At 74.0% G+C, this 23,981-nt stretch carries 26 protein-coding genes; 15 read left to right on the forward strand and 11 right to left on the reverse strand.

All coding sequences use genetic code 11. From position 1 onward, the window contains the following. Positions 1–192 precede the first annotated feature (192 nt). From WCD74_RS16400 to WCD74_RS16415, 4 genes are read left to right on the forward strand one after another with little or no spacing between them, the layout of a single operon-like run. Positions 193–1,587: an ABC transporter substrate-binding protein gene (locus WCD74_RS16400; protein WP_337695930.1), complete on the forward strand. Its 1,395-nt coding sequence runs from the start codon at positions 193–195 to the stop codon at positions 1,585–1,587. Continuing rightward, positions 1,584–2,540 carry a carbohydrate ABC transporter permease gene (locus tag WCD74_RS16405; protein WP_337695931.1) on the forward strand — a complete coding sequence of 319 codons (957 nt, stop codon included), beginning with the start codon at positions 1,584–1,586 and terminating at the stop codon, positions 2,538–2,540. Before WCD74_RS16400 ends, WCD74_RS16405 begins: the two co-directional genes overlap by 4 nt. Beyond that, positions 2,540–3,421 (forward strand): carbohydrate ABC transporter permease, encoded by an 882-nt coding sequence (locus WCD74_RS16410; RefSeq protein ID WP_337695932.1) that lies wholly within the window; start codon positions 2,540–2,542, stop codon positions 3,419–3,421. Before WCD74_RS16405 ends, WCD74_RS16410 begins: the two co-directional genes overlap by 1 nt. Positions 3,422–3,434: 13 nt before the next feature. Then, entirely contained in the window at positions 3,435–4,517 is a 1,083-nt protein-coding gene (locus WCD74_RS16415) for an ABC transporter ATP-binding protein (protein ID WP_337695933.1), read from the forward strand. A gap of 31 nt (positions 4,518–4,548) precedes the next feature. Here the strand turns inward: WCD74_RS16415 and WCD74_RS16420 are convergent, their stop codons facing one another. The 4 genes from WCD74_RS16420 to WCD74_RS16435 all read right to left on the reverse strand — a co-directional run bounded on the left by WCD74_RS16420 (position 4,549) and on the right by WCD74_RS16435 (position 8,116). Next, entirely contained in the window at positions 4,549–4,788 is a 240-nt protein-coding gene (locus tag WCD74_RS16420; protein WP_337695934.1) for a hypothetical protein, read from the reverse strand. 77 nt (positions 4,789–4,865) lie between these two features. Beyond that, on the reverse strand, positions 4,866–6,371 hold the full coding sequence (locus tag WCD74_RS16425; RefSeq protein WP_337695935.1) for a mannitol dehydrogenase family protein: 1,506 nt from the start codon (positions 6,369–6,371) through the stop codon (positions 4,866–4,868). A 48-nt stretch (positions 6,372–6,419) separates the two neighbouring features. Beyond that, positions 6,420–7,160 carry an SDR family oxidoreductase gene (locus WCD74_RS16430; RefSeq protein WP_337695936.1) on the reverse strand — a complete coding sequence of 247 codons (741 nt, stop codon included), beginning with the start codon at positions 7,158–7,160 and terminating at the stop codon, positions 6,420–6,422. Between the two features lie 26 nt (positions 7,161–7,186). Further along, positions 7,187–8,116: an AraC family transcriptional regulator gene (locus tag WCD74_RS16435; RefSeq protein ID WP_337695937.1), complete on the reverse strand. Its 930-nt coding sequence runs from the start codon at positions 8,114–8,116 to the stop codon at positions 7,187–7,189. 74 nt (positions 8,117–8,190) lie between these two features. On the opposite strand from WCD74_RS16435, the gene WCD74_RS16440 reads away from it, so the two are divergent. From WCD74_RS16440 to WCD74_RS16460, 5 genes are read left to right on the forward strand one after another with little or no spacing between them, the layout of a single operon-like run. After that, positions 8,191–8,496, forward strand: a complete 306-nt coding sequence (locus WCD74_RS16440) for an NAD-dependent epimerase/dehydratase family protein (protein ID WP_337695938.1) — start codon at positions 8,191–8,193, stop codon at positions 8,494–8,496. Further along, positions 8,493–8,924: an anthrone oxygenase family protein gene (locus tag WCD74_RS16445; protein WP_337695939.1), complete on the forward strand. Its 432-nt coding sequence runs from the start codon at positions 8,493–8,495 to the stop codon at positions 8,922–8,924. The genes WCD74_RS16440 and WCD74_RS16445 overlap by 4 nt, the downstream gene beginning before the upstream one ends. A 29-nt stretch (positions 8,925–8,953) precedes the next feature. Then, complete coding sequence (locus WCD74_RS16450) at positions 8,954–9,835, forward strand: LysR family transcriptional regulator (RefSeq protein ID WP_337695940.1); 882 nt, start codon at positions 8,954–8,956, stop codon at positions 9,833–9,835. A 52-nt stretch (positions 9,836–9,887) separates the two neighbouring features. After that, positions 9,888–10,151 (forward strand): hypothetical protein, encoded by a 264-nt coding sequence (locus WCD74_RS16455; protein WP_337695941.1) that lies wholly within the window; start codon positions 9,888–9,890, stop codon positions 10,149–10,151. Further along, positions 10,138–11,229 (forward strand): CHAD domain-containing protein, encoded by a 1,092-nt coding sequence (locus WCD74_RS16460; RefSeq protein WP_337695942.1) that lies wholly within the window; start codon positions 10,138–10,140, stop codon positions 11,227–11,229. Before WCD74_RS16455 ends, WCD74_RS16460 begins: the two co-directional genes overlap by 14 nt. 46 nt (positions 11,230–11,275) lie before the next feature. On the opposite strand, the gene ppk2 is transcribed toward WCD74_RS16460, so the two are convergent. Further along, positions 11,276–12,214, reverse strand: a complete 939-nt coding sequence (gene ppk2 / locus WCD74_RS16465) for a polyphosphate kinase 2 (protein WP_373696087.1) — start codon at positions 12,212–12,214, stop codon at positions 11,276–11,278. A 101-nt stretch (positions 12,215–12,315) separates the two neighbouring features. Here ppk2 and WCD74_RS16470 point away from each other — a divergent pair, with 101 nt between their 5' ends. Both WCD74_RS16470 and WCD74_RS16475 read left to right on the forward strand, forming a co-directional pair. Beyond that, positions 12,316–12,744, forward strand: a complete 429-nt coding sequence (locus WCD74_RS16470) for a PaaI family thioesterase (RefSeq protein ID WP_337695943.1) — start codon at positions 12,316–12,318, stop codon at positions 12,742–12,744. Between the two features lie 158 nt (positions 12,745–12,902). Beyond that, the gene (locus tag WCD74_RS16475) at positions 12,903–13,298 is read left to right on the forward strand and encodes a hypothetical protein (protein ID WP_337695944.1); all 396 of its coding nucleotides are present in this window, start codon (positions 12,903–12,905) and stop codon (positions 13,296–13,298) included. A gap of 13 nt (positions 13,299–13,311) precedes the next feature. Here WCD74_RS16475 and WCD74_RS16480 read toward each other — a convergent pair whose 3' ends face one another. The 5 genes from WCD74_RS16480 to WCD74_RS16500 all read right to left on the reverse strand — a co-directional run bounded on the left by WCD74_RS16480 (position 13,312) and on the right by WCD74_RS16500 (position 18,501). After that, entirely contained in the window at positions 13,312–14,625 is a 1,314-nt protein-coding gene (locus tag WCD74_RS16480; protein ID WP_337695945.1) for a ferredoxin reductase family protein, read from the reverse strand. A 96-nt stretch (positions 14,626–14,721) separates the two neighbouring features. Further along, entirely contained in the window at positions 14,722–15,627 is a 906-nt protein-coding gene (locus WCD74_RS16485) for an esterase-like activity of phytase family protein (RefSeq protein ID WP_337695946.1), read from the reverse strand. 42 nt (positions 15,628–15,669) lie between these two features. Beyond that, positions 15,670–16,482: a hypothetical protein gene (locus WCD74_RS16490; RefSeq protein ID WP_337695947.1), complete on the reverse strand. Its 813-nt coding sequence runs from the start codon at positions 16,480–16,482 to the stop codon at positions 15,670–15,672. Continuing rightward, the gene (locus WCD74_RS16495) at positions 16,424–17,362 is read right to left on the reverse strand and encodes a sigma-70 family RNA polymerase sigma factor (protein ID WP_337695948.1); all 939 of its coding nucleotides are present in this window, start codon (positions 17,360–17,362) and stop codon (positions 16,424–16,426) included. The genes WCD74_RS16490 and WCD74_RS16495 overlap by 59 nt, the downstream gene beginning before the upstream one ends. Further along, the gene (locus tag WCD74_RS16500; protein ID WP_337695949.1) at positions 17,359–18,501 is read right to left on the reverse strand and encodes an NAD(P)/FAD-dependent oxidoreductase; all 1,143 of its coding nucleotides are present in this window, start codon (positions 18,499–18,501) and stop codon (positions 17,359–17,361) included. The genes WCD74_RS16495 and WCD74_RS16500 overlap by 4 nt, the downstream gene beginning before the upstream one ends. 239 nt (positions 18,502–18,740) lie before the next feature. On the opposite strand from WCD74_RS16500, the gene ppsA reads away from it, so the two are divergent. The 3 genes from ppsA to WCD74_RS16515 are packed head-to-tail and all read left to right on the forward strand — an operon-like array spanning position 18,741 to position 22,210. Further along, positions 18,741–21,128, forward strand: a complete 2,388-nt coding sequence (ppsA, locus tag WCD74_RS16505; RefSeq protein ID WP_337695950.1) for a phosphoenolpyruvate synthase — start codon at positions 18,741–18,743, stop codon at positions 21,126–21,128. 28 nt (positions 21,129–21,156) lie between these two features. Then, a complete protein-coding gene (locus tag WCD74_RS16510; protein WP_337695951.1) occupies positions 21,157–21,918 on the forward strand; it encodes a phytanoyl-CoA dioxygenase family protein in 762 nt (253 codons plus the stop codon). Between the two features lie 46 nt (positions 21,919–21,964). Further along, a complete protein-coding gene (locus WCD74_RS16515) occupies positions 21,965–22,210 on the forward strand; it encodes a hypothetical protein (protein ID WP_337695952.1) in 246 nt (81 codons plus the stop codon). On the opposite strand, the gene WCD74_RS16520 is transcribed toward WCD74_RS16515, so the two are convergent. Beyond that, positions 22,189–22,962, reverse strand: a complete 774-nt coding sequence (locus WCD74_RS16520; protein ID WP_337695953.1) for an isocitrate lyase/PEP mutase family protein — start codon at positions 22,960–22,962, stop codon at positions 22,189–22,191. The two genes, WCD74_RS16515 and WCD74_RS16520, sit on opposite strands and share 22 nt — an antisense overlap. A gap of 312 nt (positions 22,963–23,274) precedes the next feature. Here WCD74_RS16520 and WCD74_RS16525 point away from each other — a divergent pair, with 312 nt between their 5' ends. Then, on the forward strand, positions 23,275–23,979 hold the full coding sequence (locus WCD74_RS16525) for a GntR family transcriptional regulator (protein ID WP_337695954.1): 705 nt from the start codon (positions 23,275–23,277) through the stop codon (positions 23,977–23,979). The last annotated feature ends 2 nt before the right edge of the window (positions 23,980–23,981 follow it).

Consider the following 23,981-nt stretch of genomic DNA (forward strand, 5'->3'; position numbering starts at 1 on the left):
CGTACGGAACGCTCCGCAGCCCTCGTGCGCCGATGATGCCCCCAGGCAGGTGCGCGGGGGCAGGGGCGCATCCCGCCGAACGGCACGACCGGAACGGTCAAGCGCTTGCGTCGGTACGTATCGGAGTCCTACGGTCGCCCGACGTGACGTGGAGGTGAACCAGGTCACTCACCGACCGGACGGGGGCGGGGCGTGCTCAGACGGACACCACCGGAGCGGACTCCGCGACCCGGCCGGCGCGGCAGGCCCGCGCTCGCGCTCGTCGCGACCGCCCTGCTCGCGCTGGTCGCGGGATGCTCCGGGGCCGGAGCGCTCGGCGCCGAGGAGGGCGTCGAGACGGTGACGGTCGCGATCGTGTCCAACCCGCAGATGGAGGACGCGATCACGCTCTCGCCGGAGTTCGAGCGGGAGAACCCCGGGATCCGGCTCCGGTTCGTGACGCTCTCGGAGAACGAGGCCCGGGCCAAGATCACCGCGTCGGTCGCGACCGGCGGCGGCGAGTTCGACGTCGTGATGATCTCGAACTACGAGACCCCGCAGTGGGCGCAGAACGGCTGGCTGACCGACCTCGAGCCGCTCATGGCGCAGACCCCCGGCTACGACCGGAACGACTTCCTGCCCACCGTGCGCGACGCGCTCTCCTACGAGGGCCGGATGTACTCGGTGCCGTTCTACGCCGAGTCGTCGTTCCTGATGTACCGCACGGACCTGTTCGCGCAGGCCGGCCTGACCATGCCGCCGCAGCCGACCTGGCAGCAGGTCGCGGACGCGGCCGCCCGGCTCGACGACCGTCAGCGCGGCGGGAACACCGCCGGCATCTGTCTGCGCGGCAAGCCCGGCTGGGGCGAGATGATGGCGCCGTTCAACACCGTGGTGAACACCTTCGGCGGCCGCTGGTACGACCCGCAGTGGAACGCGCAGCTCACCAGCCCGCAGTTCGAGCAGGCGACGCAGTTCTACGTCGACCTGGCCCGCGCCCACGGCATCCCCGGCGGGTCGCAGGCCGGGTTCTCCGAGTGCGGCACCGCGTTCGGCCAGGGCAACGTCGCGATGTGGTACGACTCGACGTCCGCCGCCGGCACCGTGATCGACCCCGAGGAGTCCCGCGTCGTCGGGAACGTCGGGTTCGCCTCCGCCCCGGTGGTCGCGACGCCGAGCTCGGGCTGGCTCTACTCCTGGTCGCTCGCGATCCCGAAGACCTCGCCGCGGGTCGACGCCGCCTGGAAGTTCATGAGCTGGATGACCTCCAAGCAGTACATCCAGCGCGTCGGCAACGAGCTCGGGTGGGAGTCCGCGCCGCCCGGGTCGCGCACCTCGACCTACGACAGCCCGCAGTACCAGCAGGCGGCCGGCGCCTTCGCCAACACCGTGCGCGACGCGATCGTGCGGGCCAACCCGCAGCAGCCGACCGTGGAGCCGGTGCCCTACCAGGGCGTCCAGTTCCTGCGCATCCCCGAGTTCCAGGACCTCGGCACCCGCGTCAGCCAGCAGCTGTCCGCCGCGATCGCCGGGCAGATCACGCCCGCCGAGGCGCTGGACCAGTCCCAGACGTACGCGACGACGGTGGGGGAGAGCTACCAGCCATGACCAGTACGCTCGAACGTCCCCCGGCGCCGTCCGGGCCACCACCGGCACCGGGCCAGACACCCACGCGCTCCGCCCGCGCCGAGGGCTGGGTGCGCCGCGCCCCGCTCCTGCCGGCGCTGGTCTTCACGATCATCGTCACGCAGATCCCGTTCCTGCTGACGATCTTCTACTCGCTGCAGTCGTGGAACCTGGTCCGCCCGGGCTCCCAGCAGTGGGTCTGGTTCGACAACTACGTCAGCGTCTTCCAGGACTCGCAGTTCCGCGGCGTCGCGCTGAACACGGTCGTCATGACGCTCGGGTCGGTGCTCATCGCGCTGGTGCTCGGCCTCGTGCTCGCGCTGCTGCTCAACCGGCACTTCATCGGCCGCGGCGTGGTGCGCACCCTGCTCGTGACGCCGTTCCTCATCACGCCGGTGGCGGCGGCGCTGCTGTGGAAGACCACGCTGCTCGACCCGACCTACGGCCTGATCAACTTCATCCTCTCGCCGTTCGGCGTGGGCGAGCAGGCGTGGATCTCGAACTACCCGCTGGCGTCGGTGATGGTCGCGCTGATCTGGCAGTGGACGCCGTTCATGATGCTGCTGCTCCTGGCCGGCCTGCAGTCGATGCCGACCGACCAGATCGAGGCGGCGCGGATGGACGGCGCCGGGGCGTGGGCGATCTTCCGCGAGCTCACGCTGCCGCACCTGCGCCGGTTCATCGAGCTGGGCACCGTGCTCGGCGCGATCTACCTGGTCAACACCTTCGACGCGGTCTACATGATCACGCAGGGCGGACCGGGAACGGCGTCGGCGAACCTGCCCTTCTACATCTACCAGCGGGCGTTCCTCGGCTTCGACATCGGCCAGTCCGCGGCCATGGGTGTCGTGGTCGTCGTCATGACGATCATCGTGGCGACGTTCGCGCTGCGACTGGTGTTCCGGAGCTTCGGCGCCGCGGAGGGGAGTCGATGATGGCCACCACCACCGAGCGCGAACCGGCCACCGCCTCGTCGAGGACGGACACGGAGGAGCCGCGCCGGTCCCGGCGCACCGGCCCGGTCCTGCTGACCACGCTGACCTGGATCCTCGGCATCGGGTTCTTCTTCCCGGTGCTGTGGATGGTGCTGACCGCGTTCAAGACCGAGGGCGACGCCCAGTCCAGCCCGCCGACGTTCGTGTTCACCCCGACCTTCGAGCAGTTCGCGACGGTGTTCGACGCCGGCATCGGGCCCTACCTCGCGAACTCGCTCGGCGCGACCGTCATCTCGACGCTGCTGGTGCTGCTCCTCGCGACCCCGGCGGCCTTCGCGCTGTCGATGCGGCCGGTGGAGAAGACCCAGGACGTCCTGTTCTTCTTCATCTCCACGAAGATGCTGCCGGTGGTCGCGGCGATCGTGCCGATCTACGTCGTGGTCAACAACATCGGCCTGCTGGACAACATCTGGACGCTGATCGTCCTCTACACCGCGATGAACCTGCCGATCGCGGTGTGGATGATGCGCTCGTTCTTCCTGGAGGTCCCGAGCGAACTGCTGGAGGCCGCCTCCATGGACGGGGCGTCGCTGGCCCGCACGCTGCGCGAGGTGGTGCTGCCGATCATCTCGCCCGGCATCTTCGCCACCGCGCTGATCTGCGTGATCTTCTCGTGGAACGAGTTCTTCTTCGCGGTCAACCTGACCTCGGCGAACGCGGGCACGATGCCCACGTTCCTGGTCCAGTTCGTGACGTCGCAGGGCCTGTACTTCGCCCAGCTCTCGGCGGCCGCGACACTGGCGGCGCTGCCGGTGATCATCGCCGGGTGGGTGGCGCAGAACAAGCTGGTGCAGGGTCTGTCGTTCGGCGCAGTGAAGTAGGGAGCTGGGACTGATGGCCGAAGTGGTGTTCGACGAGGCCTCGCGCATCTACACCCCGGGCGCGACGCCCGCGGTGGACAAGCTGAGCCTGACCGTGAACGACGGCGAACTGGTCGTCCTCGTCGGGCCCTCGGGCTCGGGGAAGTCGACGGCCCTGCGGATGCTCGCGGGCCTCGAGCCCATCGACCAGGGGCACCTGCGGATCAACGGGCGCGACGTCGTCGACGTGGCGAGCAAGGACCGGGACATCGCGATGGTGTTCCAGAGCTACGCGCTCTACCCGTCGAAGACGGTGCGGGACAACATGGCGTTCCCGCTCAAGATGCGCGGGATGGACAAGAGCGAGCAGGCCAAGCGCGTGAACGACGCGGCCGAGATCCTCGGGCTCACCGAGTACCTCGACCGTAAGCCCAAGGCGCTCTCGGGCGGCCAGCGCCAGCGCGTGGCCATGGGCCGGGCGATCGTGCGTGAACCGCAGGTCTTCCTCATGGACGAGCCGCTGTCCAACCTGGACGCGAAGATGCGCGTGCAGACCCGCGCGCAGATCGCCGGCCTGCAGAACCGGCTCGACGTCACCACGGTCTACGTCACCCACGACCAGGTCGAGGCCATGACCATGGGCGACCGGGTCGCGGTGCTGCGCGACGGGAAGCTGCAGCAGTACGCGACCCCGTCGGAGCTCTACGACCACCCGGTCAACGCCTTCGTGGCGGGCTTCATCGGGTCGCCGGCGATGAACCTCATGGACCTGCACCGCTCGGGTGACGGGGTGACGCTCGGCGGGTCCAGCATCCCGCTGTCGCGGGAGGTCGCGGACGCGGCCGGGTCGGCGGACACCGTCACCGTCGGCCTGCGCCCGGAGGACCTCTCGTTGACCTCGAACGGCGACGGCGTCAAGGCCGTGGTCGACGTCGTCGAGGAGCTCGGCAGCGAGTCCTACCTCTACGCGCACATGGCCGAGCACCCCGACACCACGCTGGTGGTGCGGGGGCCCGGCCGGACGCGGGTGCGCTACGGCGAGACGATCGCGGTCCGGGTGGACCCGGACGCGGTGCACGCCTTCGACGCCTCCTCGGGGGAGCGTCTCGGCGCCTGAGCGATCCTCGGGGCGGGTTCCCGACGGCGGGTCAGCCGTGCAGGTCGGTCCACTGCACGGCGACGCCGCGCCGGTGGTGCTCGAGGCGGCGCAGCCGGCGCCGGGCCTCGTAGGTCAGACCGTCGATACGGTCCAGCAGCTGCGTGAGCTCGGCGGTCTCGCTGTCGATCAGCGCGTCGCGGGCGGCCTCGGTCTCGGGGAGGCGCGGGGTCGCGCGGGTGACGTACGGGTCGGCGACGGGCGCGTCGGTGGCGGCGTCGGGGACGGCCACGGGGTCTCCTTCACGGGTGGTGCGTGCTCGGTACTGAATCGTTCAACAAGATAGCACGCACATCATTCCCGGCGGCGTCACGCCTCCGCGAGGACCGCCCGCAGCGCGGCACGGGCGCCGTCGGTGTGCAGCCGGTCGAGGTGGCGCCGGTAGGCCTCGGTGAACCGCTCGTCGTCGATCAGGTCGCCGAACAGCGAGCGGTCCTCGAGGAAGGCCAGGGGCTCGTCGGGGTAGCGGCGCGCCGCGGCGATGCGGTCGTCCGCCCGGCCGGTGTCGACGACCTCGATCGGCTCCCCGGCCTCGTCGACCGCCTCGGCGTACCGGGCCCACGCGGCGACGATCAGGGCGGACCGCTCGACCGACCCGCCGTCACGCAGGTTCTGGCGGATCACCGGCACCAGCCACGGCGGGATCCGGTCGCTCGACTCGGCGGCCAGCCGGGCGAGGGTGTCCTTGATCTCCGGGTTCGCGAACCGCTCGATCAGCGTCGCCTTGTAGTCCTCGAGGTCGACGCCGGGCACCGGCAGCAGCGTGGGCGTGGCCTCGTCGTCCATGTAGCCGCGCACGAAGCGGACGAACTCCTCGTCGGTGCAGACCTCGTGGGCGTAGCGGTGACCGGCGAGGTAGCCGAGGTAGGCGATCGCCTGGTGGGAGGCGTTGAGCAGCCGCAGCTTCATCAGCTCGTAGGGCTCGACGTCGGCCACGACCTGGACGCCGGCCTCCTCGAACGCCGGACGTCCGGCGGCGAACCGGTCCTCGAGCACCCACTGGGTGAACGACTCGCACACCACGGGCCAGCCGTCGTCGACCCCGAAGCGCTCGGCGAGCTCGCGGCGGTCGTCGTCGGTGGTGCGCGGGGTAATCCGGTCGACCATCGAGTTCGGGAACGGCACCTCGCGCTCGATCCAGTCCGCGAGGTCGTCGGAGGTCCGCTCGTCGCGCTGCCGCGCGAACGCGGTGATCATCCGGTGCGCGACGTCACCGTTGCCGGCGATGTTGTCGCAGCTCATGACGGTGAACGGGCCGGTCCCGTCCGCGCGGCGCCGCCGCAGGGCCTCGACCAGGAAGCCGAAGGCCGAGCGCGGGACGCTCCCGGCTTCGCGGGCGATGTCGTGCGCGACCGACTCCTCCGAGCCGTCGAACTCCCCGGTCGCGGTGTTGACGTGGTAGCCGCCCTCAGTGACGGTCAGGCTCACGATGCGCGTGGCCGGGTCGGTCATGCGGTCCAGGACCGCGTCCGGGTCGTCCGGGGCGACCAGGTAGTCGACCATCGACCCGATGACGCGCGGCTCGCGCGAGCCGTCGGCGTGCTTGAGCACGAGCGTGTAGAGATCGTCCTGTCGCGCCATGACCTCGCCCATGGCGCGGTCGGCGTCGAGCACCCCGACCCCGCACAGCGCCCAGCCCCGGTCCTGCCCGGCCGTGAACAGCCGGTCGAGGTACATCGCCTGGTGCGCCCGGTGGAAGCCGCCGACCCCGACGTGCACGATCCCGACCTCGAGCGCGTCCCGGTCGTACTCCGGGACCGGGACGTCCAGCTGCGGAAGGGCGGCGCGGTTCAGGGCGACAGCGTCGGCGCTCATCCGCCCACCCTAGGAGCGCAAGCGCTTGCCGTCACGGGTCCCGTCGGGTCAGCGTCCACCGGCGACGTCGAGGGTGCTGCCGGTGGTGTACGAGGCGTCCGCGGAGGACAGCCACACGATCGCCGCGGCGATCTCGTCGGCGGTCCCCGCCCGGCCCACCGGCACGTCCGGCCCGAGGCGCGCGACCCGGTCGGGCTGGCCGCCGGAGGCGTGCAGCCCGGTGTCGATGATCCCGGGCCGGACCACGTTGACCCGGATCCCCTCGCCCGCGACCTCCTTCGCCAGCCCGAGCCCGAGGGTGTCGACGGCGGCCTTCGACGCGGCGTAGTCGACGTACTCGCCGGGCGAGCCGAGCCGGGCCGCGGCCGAGGACACCAGGACGATCGACCCGCCGTCGTGACCGTGCGCGGTGGACATCCGCCGGACGGCCTCGCGGCAGGTCACGATCGCGCCGGTGACGTTGGTGGCGAGCATCGTCGAGACGCGTTCCACGGTCAGCGCGTCGACCCGGGTCCGTTCCCCGACGATCCCGGCGTTCGCGACGACCGCGCCGAGCGGGCCCAACGTGGTGGTCGCCTCGACCGCCGCGACGACGTCGGCCTCGACCGCGACGTCCGCCCGGATCGCCGCCGCGCGGCCACCGTCGCTCTCGATCGCGGCGACGACGGCGGCCGCGGCGTTCTGGTCGGAGCGGTAGGTCAGGCACACCGCCCAGCCCGCGGCGGCGGCCCGCCGGGCGGTGGCGGCGCCGATCCCGCGGCTGCCTCCGGTCACGAGCATGCTTCGCATGGCGCCGATCATCCCGCGTGCCGTGGTCATCCCGCGCGCAGAGCCGCCGGGCGGACGCCGCGCTCGCGGTGGAACGCGGTGGAGAGCGCGAACGGGCTGCCGTAGCCGACCCGGTCGGCGATCACCGCGAGCGTGAGGTCCGTGCCCCGGAGCAGGTCGGCGGCCAGCGAGAGCCGCAGGTCGGTCAGCCAGGCCATCGGCGGCTCGCCGACCAGCGCGGTGAAGCGGCGCGCGAAGGCCGCCCGGGAGAGCCCCGCGCCGCGGGCGAGGCCCTCGACGGTCCAGCCGCGAGCCGGCTCCGTCTCCATCGCCCGCAGCACCGGTCCGACGGCCGGGTCCCGGCGGGCGAGCGCCGCGGACGGGGCCGCCGGGCCCGCGAACCACGCGCGCAGCACCGTCACGAGGAGCAGGTCGAGTGCGCGGTCGAGGACGACGTCCTGCCCGGCGGCGTCGCGGTCGAGCTCGGCGTCCAGCAGCGTGACCAGCCCGTCCGGCGCGCCGTCCAGGTCGGCGGGGTGCAGGACGGTGACCGCGGGCAGCGACCGCACCAGCCGCGCCCCGACGTCGCCGCCGACCGGGTAGGTCCCCACGAGCAGCGCGGTGGAGGCGTTCGGGTGGTGTCCCCACGTGCGCACCCCGAGCGAGCCGGGCGGCCGCACGGCACCGGGCGGGACGCTGCACCGCTCGCCCGCCCCGATCACGGCCTGGAGCGGCGCGTCCGCGTCGGAGACGACCGTGTACGGCGTCGGCCCGCGCAGGACGATCACGTCGCCACGACCGGCCTCCGCGGTGGTGCCGGCGTCGGCGCGCAACGACGTCCCCCCGCGGGTGACGACGACGAGCGTCAGCGGCGCGCCGTCCTCGATCCGGACGGCGAACGGCGGCTCCAGCAGGCACCGCAGCAGGAACGCGCCGCGGGCACGCGGTCCGTCCAGCAGCCCGGTGACGTGGTCCACCCGTGAGACGATCGCGCATGCACGAGCGCGGCGCAATCATGGAACGTCCAGGCGTCCCGGGGTCGAATAGGCCCATGCTGATCGTCGTCACCGGCGCCACGGGCAAGACCGGCCGCCGCATCGTCCCCCGCCTCCGTGCCGCGGGCACGCAGGTCCGTGCCGTCGGCCGGACCTCCGAGCCCCGCCACGACTGGGCCGACCGGACCACGTGGCCCGCCGTCCTCGCGCCCGACGCGGCGGGACTCACGGCGTTGTTCGCGGAACTGTTCGACGGTCGCAACGCCCGACCGACCGACGGGGTGGCCCGCGCCCTCGGCCGCGCGCCCCGGTCGTTCTCCGCCGCCCTCGCCGACGCGTTCCCGACGGCGGGTGCGCGATGAGCCTGCTCGGGGTGGTCGCTCCCGTGGCCGGTGGGGTGCTCGCCGGCGTGTACCTCGCCTTCGACCTCGCCGTGATGCCCGCGCTGCGGCGCACCCGGGTCCCGGTCGGGGGGCCCGGGCCCGCCCCGGACCCGGCCGCGACGATGCGGGCGATCAACGTCGCGATCGTGCGACCGGCGTTCCTGGCGCTGCTCCTCGGGGTGCCGGTGCTCGCGGTCACCGCTGCGGTGGCGGGGCCGACCCCCTGGACGGTCACGGCGGCGGCGCTGCAGGTCGCGGGCCTCGTCGTGACGATGACGGTCAACGTGCCCCTCAACGGCCGGCTCGACGCGGGCGGCCCCTGGGAGCGGTTCGTCGGGCCCTGGGTGCGCGCCCACCGCGTGCGCACGGCCGCGACCCTGCTCGCCGTCGTCGCGGGCCTGCTCTGAGGGTTCGGCGCCGCCGTAGGCTGTGGCCGGTGTACGACCTGCTCGACCTCACCCTGTTCGTCGCCGTGCTCGACGAGGGGTCCATCACGGCCGGAGCCGCGCGCGTCCCGCTGAGTCTCCCGTCGGCGAGCGCCCGCGTCCGGGGGCTGGAGTCGCGGGTGGGGTTGGACCTGCTGGTGCGCGGCCGCCGCGGGGTGCGGCCGACCCCGGCCGGGGTGGCGTTCGGGCGGCACGCCCGGGAGGTCGTCGCCGGGATGCGGCGCCTGGACGGCGCCGTCGCGACCTACAGCAGGCCGGCCGCCGGGCGGCTGACCCTCCTCGCAGGGAGCTCGGCGATGCAGCGGCTCGTCCCGCGGGCCCTGGTCTCGTTCCTCACCGCCCGGCCCGACCTGGACGTGGTCACCGCGGAGCGGCGCAGCGCCGACCAGGTACGGGGGCTGGCCGCGGGCGAGGCCGACCTCGGCGTGGTGATCGCGGGCGGGCCGGTCGACCCGGAGGACTCGCTCGGTGACGACTCGCTGGTCGTCGTCGGCGCGCCCGGCTCGGGTCTCGACGGCGGGCTCGTCGCGTTCGCGGACGTCGCCGAGCACCCGATGGTCGGCCTGCCCGAGGAGTCGCCGCTGCAGCTGACCCTGGAGGCGAACCTCTCCGAGCGGGCGCCGCAGGTGCGCTACCGGGCCCGCGCGGTCGGCCTCACGGCGGTCGTCGCGCTCGCGGCGGCGGGGGTCGGGCTCGCGATCGTGCCGCGGCACGTGGTGGACCCGGCCCTCGGGCTGGTCGTGTCCGACCTGGCCGAACCGTGGGCGCACCGGACGTTGGCCCTGCGGCGTGGCGCCCACCCGGCCGCGGGGACGGAGGCGCTCGCCGATCACCTGCGCCAGGCGGCAGCCTCTGCCCCAGTCGAAGGCTGACTTCCGCGATCGCGTCTAGGAGCACCCCGCACGCGGCGCCCAGACTGCGGTCATGCCCTCCGAGCGTCCGTCGTCGTCCGGCCTGCTGCCACTCCTGCTCACGGTGGCGGTGGTGTGCTCGGGGGCCCTCGCGGCCGGGGTGGGCGCCGCCGGTCTCGCGGCCGCCCTGATCGCGGTCGTTCCGCCCGCGGGCGTCATCGTCGGCAGGACGGTCCTGCTGCGGGGTGGACGGCCGGTGACGAGCGCGGATCGGTCCGGCGACGCCGGTGCACCGGACGGTGCGACGGGGTACCTGCCCGCACGTGGCCAAGAGTGACCCCGGCAAGCATCTGACCGCCTCGACCCTCGTCCTCGCCGCGCTGCGCGAGCGCGTCGCCGCCCTCCACGCCGCCGTGGAGCTCGACACCGACGAACCGGTTCCGAGCCTCGCGGACGACGAGGTCACCGGCGACACCGGCAATTCCGGCGATTCCGGGGACGCGCCGTCCGACGACGCCGACGGCGGCACCTCGGTGACCGTCCCGGCCATGCCCGACGAGGTCCCCAACGAAGATGACGACTCCGACGACGACTCCGACGAGTCCGTCGTCGCCGCCGGCATCGACGTGGAGGGCCTCGCGGAGGTCCTGGCCGACCTGGACGCCGTCACCGCCGGGTTCGCCTCCCTGATCGAGGGGCCGGACGTGACCGCGCTGCGCGCCGAGCTGGCCTGGGCGCGTGCGATCGTCGACGAGGCGCACGGCCTGGAGGGCACGGTCGACGTGCTCTCCGAGCTCGTCGAGGACCTCGACCCCACGCTGCGCCTCGGCCCCGTCCGCGAGCGGCTGCGGCTCGTCGTCACCGGTCGCAGCGAGGAGCGGCGCGACGCCGTGACCGCGATGCTGGCGCAGCCGGAGTGGGCGAGCCTGATGGAGCACGCCGACCGGCTCGTCCTCACCGCGCCGATCGCCGGCACCAAGCCGAAGAACACCGAGAAGGTCCTGGCCAAGGCCCTGGCCGACGCCGACGCGGCCGCCCGGGAGGCCGCCGACGCGGCCGTGGCGCAGGCCCGGGACGCCGACCTGGCCGGGGGACCGCAGCTGGGTCCCGTCATCTCGGCGGCGACCACGGTGGCGACGACCGCCCGCGCGGTCCGTCCGGTGCTCGGCAAGCAGGCCCGGCGCCTCGCGGACGCCGCGGAGGCGCTGGCGGGCGCCCTGGACGAGCGCCGCCGCGCCGAGTCCGCCGCGCACTGGCTGGTCGACCTCGCCGACCTCGCCCACCGCGCGGGGGAGCCGAGCTTCACCTACGGCGTGCTCCACACCGAGGCGCGGGCGCGGCGGGAGCGGGCCGACGAGGCCCTGGCGAAGGCGGTCACGGCCTACACGAAGCCCAAGCTGCACAAGGGCCTGTGATCTACGCGGGGCGGGGCACGGTGGCCCGTGCCCCGGCCCGGCCGGTTCAGCGCAGCGGCGGGGCCTGCCGGGCGCCGGCCTGCTCGCCGTGCTCGAAGAGCTCGGAGGCGGGCCCGACCACGGCCGGGTCGGCCGGGTACGCGACCTCGGGGTCCTTCTCCGGGTAGTCGAACCGGGCGAGCACGTGGCGCATCGCCTCGAGGCGGGCGCGCTTCTTGTCGTTGGACTTCACGACGGTCCACGGGGCGTCCGCGGTGTCGGTGTAGAAGAACATCGCCTCCTTCGCCGCGGTGTAGTCCGTCCAGCGGTGGATCGAGGCGAGGTCGTTGGGGGAGAGCTTCCACCGGCGCACCGGGTCGACCTGGCGGATGAGGAAGCGGGTCCGCTGCTCGGACTGCGACACCGAGAACCAGAACTTCACCAGGTGGATGCCGCTGCGCACGAGCATCCGCTCGAGCTCGGGCGCCTCGCGCATGAACTCCATGTACTCCCGGGCCTCGGCGTAGCCCATGACCCGCTCGACGCCGGCGCGGTTGTACCAGCTGCGGTCGAACAGGACGATCTCGCCGGCCGCGGGCAGGTGGGTGAGGTAGCGCTGGAAGTACCACTGCGTGCGCTCGCGGTCGGTCGGCTTCTCCAGCGCGACCACGCGGGTGCCGCGGGGGTTGAGGTGCTCGGTGAAGCGCTTGATCGTGCCGCCCTTGCCGGCCGCGTCCCGTCCCTCGAAGAGCAGGACCACCTTCTGGCCGGTGCCCTTGACCCACGCCTGGAGCTTGAGCAGTTCGATCTGCAGCAGCCGCTTCTGCTGCTCGTACTCCTGTCGCGGCAGCCGCTCGTCGTAGGGGTAGCCCTCCCGCCAGGTGTCCACCGGGCGGCCGTCCGGCCCGAGCAGCGCGGGGTCGTCGTCCTCGGCGCCGTCGGTGGCCACGGAGAGCTGGTCGATCGGGATGTCGCTGAGGGGAGCGAGCTCGTCGTCGGTGGTCACGCGCGCGATGATCGCCGCGGCAGGTGGCCGTCAGGTGAACGTCGCCCGGCCGTGGGTCCGCCGTCACGTTCCCGACGTCGGGCCGGGGCACGCTGGGCCGCATGGCCGCACTGCTCGCCGGGGACGCCCTGCTCGCCCGCGCGGAGGCCGCCCTCGCGGTGGCCCTCCCCGACGCCCTGCGGGTCGAGTTCGTCGACCCCACCGACCCGCTGGCGGGCGTGGCCCTCGAGGTCGCCGGCGTCGCCATGACGCCGGCCGCGACCCTGCACGCGGCCGCCCTGGCCGCTGCGCTCGAGCTCGCGGGCTACCTCGCGGTGCTGCCCACCCTCACCACGGCCGAGCACGCCGTCACCCACCAGATCTCCACGCAGTACCTGCGCGCGGCGACCGCCGGGCAGCGCGTCCGCGTCGACGCCGAGCTCGCGCGCCGCACCCGGTCGCTGGCCTTCGTCGGCGTCACCGCCCGCCGCGAGCACGACGGCGTCGTCGTCGCGCAGGGGCAGATCACCAAGTCGGTCGTGGAGTTCTGAGGCTGGACCGGTCCTCGCGACCGGGGCTTCCGTCGCTCCCGGTCCCGAGGCGTGGACCGCGGGTGATGCAGTACCGGACTACTGCACGGCACGCAGCGTCGAGGGCTCACCATCGTCCCCGGGGCCGTCCGGCAGGGCCCGGGCCGAGGGGGGACGACGTGTCGATCCGGGTGGGTGTCCTCGACGTCGCGTTCGATCCGCCGCCGCCGCGGTGCGTCATCGAGGCCGTCGGCTCCGTGACGTTCGGGGACGAGCGGATCGAGAACACCCTGCGGATCGACGTCCGGAACAATGATGTCGACTGGGTCACCGTCGTCATCGAGACCGTGGACGATCCGTTCGTGCGGCTCCTCGACACCCCGCGGATCGACCCGGGACTGTCCCGGATGACGATGCGGGGACTGCCCGCTGACGTCGCCGGTCGGACGGTCCGCATCTTCCGGTGGGCCCCGGGGTTCCTCGGTCTACCGGGGAGCGGGGGAGGGGAAGCGCGGACCGAGATCCCCCGGGAGGGGGCCGTCCGGCTCGTGGTGACCTGCGTCCGGGGGGCGTGACGGGGCCCCGCCGTCAGCGCGACTGCACGGGCCGACGGGAGCCCTGCACCGGGATCGGACCCGACCAGCCGAACTGCTCGGAGTGCACCGCCTCGGCCGGGACGCCGAGCTGCTCGATCGCGGCGAGCGAGCCGGCGAGCAGCGACGGCGAACCGCACACGAACCAGTCCAGGTGCCGGCGACCGCGGCCGGGAACGGCGTCGTCGAGCAGGGCGGCGTCGACACGGCGGCCCGCGGTGCGGGTGACGTGCAGGTCCAGGCGGCGGGCGAGGGAGGCCAGCTCGGGCTCGAAGAGGGGCTCGTCCGGGCGCTGCGCGACGATCATGTGCACCGGTCGGGGATCGGCCTGGTCGGCCAGGGTGCGCAGCATCGACATCATCGGCGTGATCCCGACGCCGCCCGCGACCAGCACCAGCCCGGCCGCCTCCGGCGCGGCGGTGAACGAGCCGTGCGGGCCGTCCAGCCACACCTTGGACCCGGGCGGCAGCGACGCCAGCGTCGTCGAGAAGTCCCCGCTGCCCCGGATCGTCAGCTCGAGGCGGCCGGTGACCTCGGCCGACGACGCGATCGTGAACGGGTGCTCCTCGGTGCCGAGCACGGAGCGGCGCAGGCGCAGCCACACGAACTGGCCGGCGTGAAAGCGCATCCCGCGCTGCAGGTGGACCGGGGCGAGCACCAGCGTGGCGGTCGACGGGCCCTCCGGGCGCACGCCGTAGACGACGTAGGCGCCGTGCCGGGAGAACAGCGGGCGCCAGACCCAGCGCAGGAACATCAGCGCGAGGAAGCCCAGCGCCAGCGCGGAGAGCACCACGCGCAGGACGGGGTCGGAGAGCAGGTCGCCGAGGAAGAACACGTGCATCGCCGCCAGGACGATCGCGGCCGCGGCGAGCAGGACGTGCATCCGGGCCCAGACCTCGTAGCGCCGCCCGGAGCGACGGCCCCGCCAGGCCACCAGGCCGACGCCCACCATGCAGACCGTCGCCAGCCAGCCCCACTGCACCGCGGTCGACGCCGCGAACGGGTTGAGCAGCCGCGGCGAGCGGACCACCACGGTGGCGAGGTGCACGAGCACCGCGACGATCGCGACGACGCCGAGCAGGCGGTGGGCGCGGATGATGCGGTCGATGCCGAACGTGCGGGTCAGGGACCGCAGCCGGGCCGGCGCGACGATCGTCAGCGCCATCGTCACCAGCCCGAGCAGCCCGGCCACCACCAGGACCGTCGAGAGCGGCCGGCCCTCGGCCCGCCACGCGTAGAGCGCCACCGGCCCGAGGACCACGAGGGCCGCCACCGCCGTCCAGACCGTCCGTCGTGTCGCGAGGTGCACGGGCCGCGACGCTAGGGACGCGGTCGGTGACGACCCCCGAACCTGAGAGCGTCGACGATCAACGGCGGGGCCCGCGCGACGAGAGGCGGGGTGCGTTCAGAGACGGACCTGCAGCCGGTAGAGCCGGGTCACCTGCTCCGGGTCGTCGTTGTCGTCGCTCACCAGCAGCAGCTCCAGCGCGCCGTCCGGGGCGCGCCCGGTGATCGTCATGCCCTCGACGTTGTCGAGCAGCGGGTTGCGCTGCGGCTGCTGCGACGTCGCGCCGAGCGTGGGGCAGGCGCCGAGGTCGGCGACGAGCGTGGTGCCGGCCGGGTCCGTCCGCGGGTCGAGCAGCACCAGCGCCACGGTGTTGCCGGTGGCCGGGTCGTACCCGCGCTCGAGCGCGAGCAGGCGGCCGTCGCCGAGGGCGACGAGCTCGGCGATGCCGAGGCCGGGCGCGAGCGGCACCCGGATCTGCGGGCCGTCCGGCACGGTGACGAGGCGGCTGTCGGTCTCCCCGACGAGCGGCTTCTCCAGGGCGGCGATCAGCGTCCCGTCGGGCTGGCGGGCGAGGCCCTCGAACGACGCGTTGTCCTGGGTGCGGCCCGCGACGTTCGCCGGAATGCCCAGCGCCCCGAGCAACTGCCCGTCCGGCGCGTAGCGCAGGACCTGGGGTCCGGTCTCGTCGCCGATCGTCAGCGTCCCGTCCGGGTCGACCACCAGGGACTCGGAGTCCACGGGCTTCCCGGTGGGGTCGGCGAGCGGGACCGTGGCGAGCGGGCGGGTGGCGCCGGCGTCGAGCGTGTACAGCACGGAGCGGTCGGAGAGCGCGTACACGGTCCCGTCCGGCCGGGCCGCCAGGGCGGACAGGTTCGCCACCTGCCCCTCGAGCACGTCGGAGAACGACTCGATCGTCGTGCTCGGTGAACACGCGTTCCCGACGGCCGGTGGTGGCGGCGCGGTCGGGGCGGGTGCGCCGCAGCCGGCGAGGACGAGGACGGCGACGAGCAGCAGGCGGCGCACGGAGCGGAGCCTGCCCGGTCCGGGTGGCGGGACGGTGAACGATCAGCCGGGGCCGACGACCGCGTCGCGGTGCAGGTACCGGTCGGCGACGACCGTCAGGACCCGGCGCGCGGAGTGCGGGCTCTCGACGACACCGGGCGGGATCGCGTCCGCGGCCTGCCGGTAGGCACGGCCGGCGAGGTCCTCCAGGAGATCGGTGACCGGGCCCTCCCCGGGCAGGCGCATGCGCGTGGCCCGCCGCAGGTGCAGCGTCCCGGTCGAGCCGTAGGTGCGCTCCGCGTACTCCGGGAACACCGCGGCCAGGAACAGCGCCCCGTCGCCGATGCGCCGCCAGACCCCGGGACGCTCGGACTCGGGCAGGTCGGTGAGCAGCTCGGCGAGGCGGGTCAGGTCCAGGTCGTCCCAGCGACGGCGGTGCCACCCGCGCTCGTCGCGCCGCCAGACGACGCCCGAGGACAGGCGCGCGTAGGAGCTCAGCAGCTCGGCCAGGAACAGCCGGTGGACGGGCTCCGTGGCGAAGGCGGCGAGCACGGGACCGTCGAGGACCGGGATGCGGCTGCGCGGCGCGGTGCGGTCGAGCACGGACGCGCGGCCCACGAGTGCGCCGGCCGCGCGGTGCACCGCCGCGGCGAAGAGCAGGAACGGCGAGACGTACCGGAAGCGCTCGTCCGGGTCCCGCGTCGCGGAGAGCACGGCATCGGCCACCGCGGGACGGTCGAGCAGGTCGAGGACGAGCTCGGGCCGTCGCCGCAGGGCCGGGACCTGGTCGGGTCGGTCGCCGGTCAGGGCGAGCAGGTCACGATCGGTCAGGTGCTCCCCGTAGCGGCGTGCCACCGCCTCGCGCGAGGTGTCCATCGCGGCCATCCTCCCCGGCCGCGACGAGCTTCGCGGGGTTCAACTGGGCGCACAGGGTGATCAGCTCGCCGGTCTCGGCGTCGAAGTCCGCCTGCATGACGACCGTCAACACCCCGCCGACGCGCACGAACACCGCCGGCGCGGCGTTGGCCCGGCCGATCTCAGTCGTGGCGGCCGCCGCCTGGCGCGCCAGACCCGCGACGAACCGCGCCACGCGTTCGCGGCCCTCGACCGGGCGCCGGGCGGCACTCACGATCCCCCCGCCGTCGGAGACCGCGACGGCGTCGTCGGCCAGCATCCGCTCCAGGGCCGGGACGTCGTTCCCGGCGGCCGCGGCGAGGAAGCGGGCCAGCAGGTGGGCGGCCTGCTCCGGGTCGGCCTCGTAGCGGCGGCGACCCCGCACCCGCTCCCGCGCCCGGTGCAGGTGCTGCCGCACCGTCGCCTCCGGCAGGTCGAGCAGCGTGGCCACCTCGGCGTGCGGGTGTCCGAACGCCTCGTGCAGGACGAAGACCGCACGCTCGGTGCCGGAGAGCGACTCCATCAGCCGCAGCACGCCGAGCGAGAGCGTCTCGCGCTGCTCGAGGGTCTCGCTCGGGCCGAGGTCCACGCCGGACGGTCCCGCCGTCACCGGTTCTGGCAGCCACGGCCCGACGTAGTCCGTCCGCCGGGCGCGCAGGGACGTGAGCCGGGTGCGGCACAGGTTGACCACGACCCTGGTCAGCCAGGCTGCCGGATCCCGGACCTCGTCCTGCGCGCCGGACCACCGCAGCCACGCGTCCTGCACCACGTCCTGCGCCTCGTGCAGCTCACCCAGCATCCGGTACGCGAGACCGGTCAGGCGGCCGCGCTCGGCCTCGAAGGCGTCGGTGCCCGTGGTCATGCGCTGGTCGGGATCCGGGGGTGGCGCTGCACCCGCAGGGCGTTCACGACGATGGCCTCCTTCACCGCGGCCGCGAGCCGGCCGGTCACCACGACGTCGCGGGGCGAGTCGTCGGCGTGCACGAACTGCACCAGGCCGTCCCGGCGCCCCAGGCTGACGCAGCGCAACGCGTACCGGAAGCGCAGTGGCGCGGGCGTCGTCCCGGCGAGCACGGACGCCACGGTGCGCGCGACCTGCTGGGCCTGGGGGAGGCCGGTCGCGCACGCCATCCGCAGCGGCTGCCCGTCCGGCCGGGTCGCCGCGGACGCGTCGCCGACCGCGAGGACGTCCGGGTGCGAGGTCGACCGGAGGGTGGGGTCCACGCGGACCCGGCCGTGGTCGTCGACGGCGAGGCCCGCCCGGCGGGCGAGGTCCGGCACGGCGAAGCCGACCGTCCCGACGACGACCTCGGCGGCCACCTCGGTCCCGTCGGCGAGCGTGAGCCCGCCGTCGTGGGCAGCTGCGGCGCGACGTCCGTCGAGCACGGTCACCCCGAGCCGCTCGCAGACCGCGCGGACGTGGCGGGCGCCGCGGGGGGAGAGGTCGGCGCCGAGCTCCTCGGCGGTGACGAGCGTCGTCGCGTGCCCGGCCTCCGCGAGCTCGGTGACCAGCTCGAGCCCGGTGAGCCCGCCCCCGACCACGGCCACCGTCCGGCGACGCCCCGCCAGCCGGGCGCGGAGCCTCTCGGCACCGGAGGCGGTGGAGACGTCGTGGACCGGGCCGGGCAGGGCCGTCGGGTCGGCGCGGCTGCCGAGAGCGAGGACGAGCTGGTCGTAGCCGAGTGCGCCGCCGTCGCGCAGGAGGACCCGGCGTCGGGACGGGTCGAGGGCCTCGGCGCGGTCGTCGGTGAAGGTCACGCCCGTCCCGGCGAGCAGGTCGGTGAGTCGCGGCGCCGCCGGCGCCCCACCCGCGGCCAGCTCGTGCAGGCGGATCCGCTGGGTGAACCGGTCGCCGTCGTTGACCAGCGTGATCCGCGCGTCCGTGCGCACGGCGAGGGCCTGTGCGGCGAGCTGGCCCGCGTACCCGCCGCCCAGGACGACGACGTGGGTCCGGTCCCCGGGCGTCCGTTCCCTCGCTGGGACGGCCTGCAGCATGCTCATGACGAGCCTCCTCGATCCGCGGTGGTGCGTTCGGGGAGGAGACCGACGGCCGGCCTCCGGCGTGACAGGTCGGCGTGTGACCCGCAGCACAGAGCCCACGTCTCGACCGGCTGCTCCGCTGCGCCCCCTCCGTTCGGCCGGGTGTCGCAGGGCCACCGTTTCCCGGGCGTCGGGCGGAGGGAATCTCACCTCGATGTGACGTCCGTGCGTCGTCGCGCGGACCGGGACGGAGGGCCGGGATGGACCACGTGCGCTGGCTGGAGACGCTCTCGTCGGGCGACGTCGAGGCGGTCGGCGGGAAGAACTCCTCGCTCGGCGAGATGATCCAGCACCTCGAGTCGGCCGGGGTCCGGGTGCCGGGCGGGTTCGCGACGACCGCGGACGCCTACCGCGCGTTCCTCGCCGCCAACGGCCTCGACGACCGGATCCGCGAGCTCCTCGACGGCCTGGACCCCGAGGGCGAGAAGCTCGCCGATGTCGGGTCCGCGATCCGCGAGGCGTTCGCCGCGGCCGAGTTCCCCGACGACACCGCCACCGCGATCCGCGAGGCCTACGCCGAGCTGTCCCGCCGCTACGACACCGACGACGTCGACGTGGCCGTCCGCTCCAGCGCGACCGCCGAGGACCTCCCGGACGCGAGCTTCGCCGGGCAGCAGGACACCTACCTCAACATCACCGGGGCGGACGCCCTGCTCCGGGCCTGCCAGGACTGCTTCGCCTCGGTGTTCACCGACCGGGCGATCGCCTACCGCATCGAGCAGGGCTTCGACCACCTCGACCTGGCCCTCTCGGTGGGCGTGCAGAAGATGGTCCGCTCCGACCTGGGCAGCGCGGGCGTCATGTTCACCATCGACTCGGACACCGGCTTCCCGGACACGATCGTGGTCAACGCCGCCTGGGGGCTGGGGGAGAACGTCGTGGGCGGCGAGGTCACCCCGGACCAGTACACGGTGTACAAGCCGTTCCTGGAGAACCCCGAGCTCGTCCCGATCCTCGAGAAGACGGTGGGGGCGAAGGAGAAGACCCTGCAGTACGCGGGCGCGGACGCCGCCCCGCAGCAGGCCGGCGGGACGACGGAGAACGTGGATACGCCCGTCGAGCAACGGTCGCGGTTCGTGCTGAGCGACGACGACATCCTCGCGCTCGCGCGGTGGGGCGCGACGATCGAGGCGCACTACGAGCGGCCGATGGACGTCGAGTGGGCCCGCGACGGGCGGACCGGCGAGCTGTTCGTGGTGCAGGCCCGGCCGGAGACGGTCCAGTCCAACGCCGGCGCCGGGACGCTGCAGACCTACCGCCTCGACGAGTCCGGGACCGTCGTCGTCCGCGGGCTCGCGATCGGGCAGGCGGTCGCGTCGGGCGAGGTGCAGCGCATCGCGTCCGCGGACGACATCGACGCGTTCGTCGAGGGGCGCGTGCTCGTCACGGAGATGACCGACCCGGACTGGGTGCCCATCATGCGCAAGGCCGCGGCGATCGTCACCGACCGCGGCGGGCGCACCTCGCACGCCGCGATCGTGTCGCGCGAGCTGGGCGTGCCCGCGGTCGTCGGGACCCAGGACGCGACCGCGACGCTGTCGGACGGGCGGGAGGTCACGATCTCCTGCGTCGAGGGCGACGAGGGCCTGGTGTACGACGGGCTGCTGTCCTACACCGTCGAGGACCTGTCGTTGGACGACGTCCCGGAGACGCGGACCCGCGTGATGATGAACATCGGGAACCCGGCCGCCGCGATGCAGTGGTGGCGGCTGCCGGCGCACGGGATCGGCCTGGCCCGCGTCGAGTACCTGGTCAACAACGTCATCCAGGCCCACCCGCTGGCGTTGCTGCACCCCGAGCAGGTGTCCGACGACGACCGGGCACGGATCGAGGAGCTGACCGCCGGCTACGACTCGAACGAGGAGTACTTCGTCGAGCAGATGGCCCGCGGGATCGGGGTGATCGCCGCGTCGCAGTACCCGGAGCCCGTCGTCGTGCGGCTGTCGGACTTCAAGACCAACGAGTACGCCGGGCTGGTGGGCGGGACGACCTTCGAGCCCGACGAGGAGAACCCGATGCTCGGGTGGCGCGGGGCCTCGCGGTACTACAGCGAGGACTACGCGCCGGCCTTCGCGCTCGAGTGCCGGGCGCTGCGCCGCGTGCGGGTCGAGATGGGCTTCACCAACGTCGTCGTCATGGTGCCGTTCTGCCGCACCCCCGAGGAGGCCGACCGGGTCCTCGAGGTGATGGCGTCGAACGGCCTCGAGCGGGGCCGGGACGACCTGCAGGTGTACGTGATGGCGGAGATCCCGTCGAACGTGCTGCAGGCCGACGAGTTCGCGGAGCGGTTCGACGGCTTCTCGATCGGCTCGAACGACCTCACGCAGCTGACCCTGGGCATCGGCCGCGACGACGACCGCCTCACCCACCTGTTCGACGAGCGCAGCCCCGCCGTCAAGAAGATGATCTCGATGCTCATCGAGACCGCCCACGCGCACGGCCGCTACGTGGGCATCTGCGGACAGGGCCCGAGCGACCACCCGGAGCTCGCGGAGTTCCTCGTCGAGCAGGGCATCGACTCGATGTCGCTGAACCCGGACAGCGTGCTCACGGTGATCGAGCACGTGGCGGCCGCCGAGAAGAAGTAGCTCGACGGGCGCGCGACGATCGTCGGTGATGCTCACCGATGCCGACGTGCAGGCCTTTCGCGACGACGGGTTCGTGGCGGTCCGCGGGGCGTTCCCGCGGTCCGTCGCGGACGCCTGCGCGGAGGAGATCTGGGCGGCGCTGCCGGAGTCGCCGGACGATCCGTCGACGTGGTCGGTCCCGGTACGCCGGCTGCACGGCTTCGGCACGCCGCCGTTCGCCACGGCTGCGCGGGCACCGGTGCTGCACGAGGCGTTCGACCAGCTCGTCGGCTCCGGTCGCTGGGTCCCGCGGACCGGGCTGGGCACGATCCCGGTGCGGTTTCCGTCGTCGGAGGAGCCCGGCGACGACGGGTGGCACCTCGAGGGCAGCTTCGCCGGGCCGGACGGCGGGCCGCGGGTGAACCTGCGCAGCGACGGCCGGGCGCTGCTCATGCTGTTCCTGTTCGCCGACGTCGGGCCCGACGACGCGCCGACCCGCATCCGGGTCGGCTCGCACCTCGACGTGCCCCCGTTCCTCGCCCAGGCCGGGAACGAGGGCCGGGAGTGGATGGCGGTATGCCAGGACGTGGTGCCGGCGTCCGCCGACCGGCCCGTGGTGACCGCGCACGGCGAGGCGGGCGACGTGTTCCTCTGCCACCCGTTCCTGGTCCACGCCGCGCAGCCGCACCACGGCACCCGGCCGCGGCTCATGGCCCAGCCGCCGCTGGAGCCCACCGGGCCGGTCGACCTGGACGCGCCGTACCCGGTGGCGGCCGCGATCCGGGCGGGGCTGTGCAGGATTCGCACCTGAACGGCGGATCTTGGCGGGAGCCGCGCCGAGCGGTGTGATCGCCGTCATGAACGAGTGGATCGCCGAGGTGGGTGCGGAGAACGCGGCCTACCTCGCGACGTCGACGCGGACGTCGGTCCTGGCCCGCGAGTACCGCCCGGAGGACCTCGGCGACGGACGGATCCGCTACTCGAAGCGGGCCCTCGGGGCGTCGCGGGAGCTCTCCGAGGAGGAGGACGGCGCCATCACCGATGACGCCGAGGGTCTCCGGGTGTGGGTGGGCGACGACGCCTACGAGCTCGAGGAGGTCTGAGACCAGGCCTGCACCTCGTCGTAGGACACCGCCGCGCCGGGCGCGCGACCGTCGCGCACGGCCTCCGCGGCATCGACCAGCCGGTGCACGGCCGCGCGGTAGAGCAGGGACCCGGTGCTGATCCGGGCCACGCCGAGGTCGGCGAGCCGGCGCCGGTCCAGGGTCGGTGAGGCGAGGACGTTGAGCGGCGCGTCCACGGCCTCCGCGATCGCCTCGACGGTGGCGGCGTCGAGCGCACCCGGGACGAAGACGCCGTCGGCCCCGGCGTCGACGTACCGCCGCACCCGGGCGATCGCGTCGTCGAGGGTGCCGGTGTGCAGCCAGAACACGTCGGTGCGGGCGTTGACGAAGACGTCGGGGGAGCGGTCCATTACCGCGCGGATGCGGGCCCCGTGCCGCGCCGGGTCGACGAGCTCGCCCGCGGTCGCGTCCTCGAGGTTGACGCCGTCGACGTCCAGCGATGCGACGAGGTCGGCGACCGCGGCCGGGTCGTCGTGGAACCCGTCCTCCAGGTCGGCGGTCAGCAGGACCTCCGGCAGGGCCTCGCGCAGCTCACGCGTGACGGCGAGCGAGGCCGCGCGCGAGGCACGGGTGGCGTCCTCGATCCCCCGGGAGGCCGCGACGCCGAGGCTGGTCGTGCCGATCGCCCGGAATCCCGCCGCGAGCAGGGCCCGCGCGGACCCGACGTCCCAGGCGTTCGGCAGGACGAAGGGGTCGCAGGGGACGTGCAGGGCGGCGAACGGGGTGCTCATCGGAACTCCTCGAGGTCGGTGGCGGCCGGCCGGGCGGACCATGATCAGTACTTCGTGGGCGAGTCGCAGCAGGGCTTGCGCGTGTCGCTCCCGAACCGCTGATCATGGGCGTGGACTCGGGCCCGGCCGGGTCGTGTGCGGCACGCACAGCGTGGACCGGGCGGGTCGGCGTCCTCCGACCGTGTGCGGCACGCACTCGGCGAGCGGGGCCGGTCTCGTCGCATGCGACCGACCCTGCCCGCTGCACCCTTCGCCGCGCGACGAACTGGCGGCTCATCGTTGAACGATCCGGCGAGTCGTACGCTGGTGATCGTGACCGACCCGGCCCGCTCCGCCCTGGACGCGCTCGCGCAGGCGCGCGTGGTGCAGACGAGCTCGACCGCCGAGCGGGTGGCCGACGCGGTGCGCGAGCAGGTCGTGGAGGGGCTCCTGCTGCCCGGCGTCCGGCTCCCGGAGGTCGCCTTCTGCGAGGCCCTCGCCGTCAGCCGGAACACCCTGCGCGAGGCGTTCAGCCAGCTGATCGCCGAACGCATCCTGGCCCGCGAGCAGCACCGCGGGGTGTTCGTCCGGACGCCCGGTCTCGCCGACGTCCGCGACGTCTACCGCGTCCGCCGCCTCGTCGAACCGGCCGCCGTCCGGCACGGGGTGCAGGCGCAGGACCCCGGGGCGGTCAAGGGCCTCGCGGCGGCGGTCGAGGAGGGGCGTGCGGCGGCGGCGCAGCAGGACTGGGCCGGCGTCGCGGACGCGAACCAGCACTTCCACCGCGCCGTCGTCGGCCTCGCCGGCAGCGAGCGGCTGGACGCGCAGATGGCCCTCCTGCTCGCCGAGATGCGGCTGATCTTCCACCGGGTCGGCGTCCGCGAGGACTTCCACGCGCCGTACCTGGAGCGCAACGGCACCGTCGCGGACCTGGTCGGGCAGGGGCGGCCGGACGAGGCCGCGGGCGAGCTGGACGCCTACCTCGCCGACGCCGAGGCCCGCATCGTCGCGGCGCTCGACGAGCCCGCCGGGACCTGACC

Source organism: Actinomycetospora aurantiaca (genome assembly GCF_037401875.1).
Taxonomy (GTDB): Bacteria; Actinomycetota; Actinomycetes; order Mycobacteriales; family Pseudonocardiaceae; genus Actinomycetospora; species Actinomycetospora aurantiaca.

What these genes read in the sequence shown, in the direction of transcription:
- WCD74_RS16495 (WP_337695948.1), bottom strand. Translation starts at nt 17,362, where the DNA reads ATGACCACGGGCACCGACGCCTTCGAGGCCGAGCGCGGCCGCCTGACC.
- WCD74_RS16510 (WP_337695951.1), top strand. Translation starts at nt 21,157, where the DNA reads ATGCTCACCGATGCCGACGTGCAGGCCTTTCGCGACGACGGGTTCGTG.
- WCD74_RS16430 (WP_337695936.1), bottom strand. Translation starts at nt 7,160, where the DNA reads ATGCGAAGCATGCTCGTGACCGGAGGCAGCCGCGGGATCGGCGCCGCC.
- WCD74_RS16445 (WP_337695939.1), top strand. Translation starts at nt 8,493, where the DNA reads ATGAGCCTGCTCGGGGTGGTCGCTCCCGTGGCCGGTGGGGTGCTCGCC.
- WCD74_RS16500 (WP_337695949.1), bottom strand. Translation starts at nt 18,501, where the DNA reads ATGAGCATGCTGCAGGCCGTCCCAGCGAGGGAACGGACGCCCGGGGAC.
- WCD74_RS16440 (WP_337695938.1), top strand. Translation starts at nt 8,191, where the DNA reads ATGCTGATCGTCGTCACCGGCGCCACGGGCAAGACCGGCCGCCGCATC.
- WCD74_RS16410 (WP_337695932.1), top strand. Translation starts at nt 2,540, where the DNA reads ATGGCCACCACCACCGAGCGCGAACCGGCCACCGCCTCGTCGAGGACG.
- WCD74_RS16520 (WP_337695953.1), bottom strand. Translation starts at nt 22,962, where the DNA reads ATGAGCACCCCGTTCGCCGCCCTGCACGTCCCCTGCGACCCCTTCGTC.
- WCD74_RS16405 (WP_337695931.1), top strand. Translation starts at nt 1,584, where the DNA reads ATGACCAGTACGCTCGAACGTCCCCCGGCGCCGTCCGGGCCACCACCG.
- WCD74_RS16470 (WP_337695943.1), top strand. Translation starts at nt 12,316, where the DNA reads ATGGCCGCACTGCTCGCCGGGGACGCCCTGCTCGCCCGCGCGGAGGCC.
- WCD74_RS16425 (WP_337695935.1), bottom strand. Translation starts at nt 6,371, where the DNA reads ATGAGCGCCGACGCTGTCGCCCTGAACCGCGCCGCCCTTCCGCAGCTG.
- WCD74_RS16455 (WP_337695941.1), top strand. Translation starts at nt 9,888, where the DNA reads ATGCCCTCCGAGCGTCCGTCGTCGTCCGGCCTGCTGCCACTCCTGCTC.
- WCD74_RS16415 (WP_337695933.1), top strand. Translation starts at nt 3,435, where the DNA reads ATGGCCGAAGTGGTGTTCGACGAGGCCTCGCGCATCTACACCCCGGGC.
- ppsA (WP_337695950.1), top strand. Translation starts at nt 18,741, where the DNA reads ATGGACCACGTGCGCTGGCTGGAGACGCTCTCGTCGGGCGACGTCGAG.
- WCD74_RS16515 (WP_337695952.1), top strand. Translation starts at nt 21,965, where the DNA reads ATGAACGAGTGGATCGCCGAGGTGGGTGCGGAGAACGCGGCCTACCTC.
- WCD74_RS16490 (WP_337695947.1), bottom strand. Translation starts at nt 16,482, where the DNA reads ATGGACACCTCGCGCGAGGCGGTGGCACGCCGCTACGGGGAGCACCTG.